Origin of the sequence: Streptomyces sp. 13-12-16 (genome assembly GCF_002114215.1) — a bacterium.
Taxonomy (GTDB): Bacteria; Actinomycetota; Actinomycetes; order Streptomycetales; family Streptomycetaceae; genus Streptomyces.
The window spans coordinates 689-2937 of the sequence record NZ_NCTE01001480.1 but is presented as its reverse complement, the minus strand read 5'-3'; the positions used below and the strand labels follow the sequence as shown (position 1 = coordinate 2937).

General features: G+C 73.5%; 4 protein-coding genes. 2 read left to right on the top strand and 2 right to left on the bottom strand.

Going from position 1 to position 2249, the window contains the following annotated elements; translation table 11 throughout:
- Together B7767_RS43080 and B7767_RS43075 are read right to left on the bottom strand one after the other, a co-directional pair.
- Nucleotides 1–865 (bottom strand): serine/threonine-protein kinase (locus B7767_RS43080; RefSeq protein WP_143653023.1); only part of this gene is annotated, 865 nt, incomplete at its 3' end.
- 119 nt (nucleotides 866–984) lie between these two features.
- The gene (locus B7767_RS43075; RefSeq protein ID WP_085576528.1) at nucleotides 985–1356 is read right to left on the bottom strand and encodes a ferredoxin; all 372 of its coding nucleotides are present in this window, start codon (nucleotides 1354–1356) and stop codon (nucleotides 985–987) included.
- A 146-nt stretch (nucleotides 1357–1502) separates the two neighbouring features.
- Here B7767_RS43075 and B7767_RS43070 point away from each other — a divergent pair, with 146 nt between their 5' ends.
- Nucleotides 1503–1880 carry a DUF6479 family protein gene (locus B7767_RS43070; RefSeq protein WP_085576531.1) on the top strand — a complete coding sequence of 126 codons (378 nt, stop codon included), beginning with the start codon at nucleotides 1503–1505 and terminating at the stop codon, nucleotides 1878–1880.
- Nucleotides 1881–1947: 67 nt separating this feature from the next.
- On the top strand, nucleotides 1948–2249 hold a 302-nt coding region (locus B7767_RS43065), incomplete at its 3' end, for a hypothetical protein (RefSeq protein WP_085576530.1).

Below are 2249 nucleotides of genomic sequence, written 5' to 3'. Positions count from 1 at the left end.
CCACCGCGGCCGGCGCCGCCCGCAACGCGCCGACCCGGCGGGCCAGTTCACGGGCGCTGTCCGGCCGCCCGCCGGGCTCCTTGGCCAGCAGGTCCAGGATGATGCGCTCCAGCCGCTCGGGCAGTTCGGCGCGGTGGCCGCGCGGCGGACGGGGCGGGGTGTCGCGGTGGCCGACGAGGACCGCCCAGGCGTCGTCGAGGTCGAACGGCGGCACACCGGTGGCGATCTCGTACAGCACGCAGCCGAAGGAGTACAGGTCGCTGCGCCGGTCCACCTCCGAGCCGCTGATCTGCTCCGGCGACATGTAGTGCGGGGTGCCCATGGCGACGCCGGTGCCGGTCAGCCGGGACGTGAAGCCGATGTCGTGGCCGAGGCGGGCTATGCCGAAGTCGCAGATCTTCACCGTGCCGTCGTCCAGCCGCACGATGTTGGCGGGCTTGAGGTCCCGGTGCACGACGCCCTGGTCGTGGGTGTAGGCGAGGGCCGCGGCGACCTGCTCGGCGACCTCCACCACCTCGTCGACCGGCAGCGGGTGCTGCTTGTTGTCCTCCAGGAGCCGGCTGAGGTCGCGGCCCTGGAGCAGCTCCATCACCAGGTAGAGCACGCCCTCGGACTCCCCGAAGTCGTGTACGACGGTGATCCCCCGGTGCTGCAGCGCCGCGGCCACCCGGGCCTCCCGGCGGAACCGCTCGCGCAGCACCCGGCCGAACGACCGGTCCTGCTGCGGGCCGACGGGTTTGAGGCACTTCACGGCGACCTGCCGCCCCAGCGACTCGTCCCGCGCCCGCCACACCTCCCCCATGCCGCCGCGTCCGATCCGGTCGATCAGCCGGTACCGGCCGTGGATCAGCCTGCTGTCCCCCATCTCCTTCGCCCGCCCCCGTCGCAGTCCGCCCCGCCCTCCCCTGGCTCGTCCAGTATGGCGACAAGTCGCCCGAGTTTGTACGGTGCCGCGACGTCCGGTCCGTTTCGCCCACCGGCGGGTCAGTTCAGAGTGGCGAGGAACTCCGTGCAGGCCCGTGCGCAGGCGCGGCAGGCCTGTGCGGTCTGTTCCGCCCCGGAGTAACCGTCGAACACCTGCGCGCTCTCCAGGCACACCTGGCGGCACCACTCCACCTGGACGCGGATGGTCGCCTCGTCCACCTGGTTCTGCTCGGACAGCACCCGGCAGGTCGCGTCGCAGACCTCCGCGCACAGGATGCCCTTGCGTCGTACGAGTTCCTGGTTCTCGGTGCCGTCCGGGTCCACGAGGCTCGCCCGCGTCGCGCAGGACCGCGCGCATTCGGTGCATGCCTGGGCGCACGCGAAACGGTCCTCCAGGAACCGGAACAGCTCTTCCTGGGATGTCGTCGTCACATCGCGCGGGTAGCCGCCCTCCCGGCGGTCAAACCCGGTGCCCGCAAGGGTTCCGCCCGGTGCGCGGAGGTTCCGTGCCGGCCACCCGTGCGGCGCCGTGAGGTGGGCGGGTTGGTGGACGGGACCGGGGGTACTCGCGGGCCATGATGAACACCGCGTGGATGGAAACGGCCGACCTCGCCGCGGGCCGCGGCGCCCTCGGTGCGGGGCTCGTGGTGGCTGGTGTGGTGGTCGTGGCACTGCTGATCGGCATGTTCGTCCTCGGCAGCCGCCGGGTCAGAAAGGGCGAGGTGCACCGGCCCGGCCCGGAGGAACAGCCCCGGATGCCCGAGGGGGGCCCGGTCCGGGAGACACGGGAGCGTCGGGAGCCGGAGGAGGTGCCCGGAAGCGATGAGCGGCTGCTGCCGCACGAGCTGAAGGGCCACGGCAACGCCGGCAGCCGCACGAGCGCGTCGCAGGAGCGGCCCCGTTGGGACGAGGGCGGCAGCGGGGCGTTCGGCAGCGGCGGGCCGGGCGGCCGCTGACCGTCCCGCTCCCCGTCGGCCTGCCGTCGACGGCCACGCAACGTCGTACACCAGGGAAGTGAGAACCATGGCAGATCCCGCCCGCAACGCCCTGCCGCTGCCCGATTACGACCATCTGCCCATCGGCGGCCTGGAGAGCCGGATCCGCTCGCTGTCCGCGGGCGAGGTCGAGGAGCTGCTGGCGTACGAGCGTTCGCACGCCGACCGGGTTCCGGCGACCGGGCTGCTGAAGGCCCGGCTGGAGCAGCTGAACGCGGGTGCCGAACCGACGTCCGGCGACCCCGGCGCGCTCCGTCCCGAGCAGGGCGCCGGGCGGGCCGGGTCCCCGGTCTCGCCCGCCACCTCGCCGCAGCCGTCCAGCCCGCCGCC

Coding starts and splice junctions, on each gene's coding strand:
- B7767_RS43070 (WP_085576531.1), top strand. CDS start 1,503: ATGAACACCGCGTGGATGGAAACGGCCGACCTCGCCGCGGGCCGCGGC.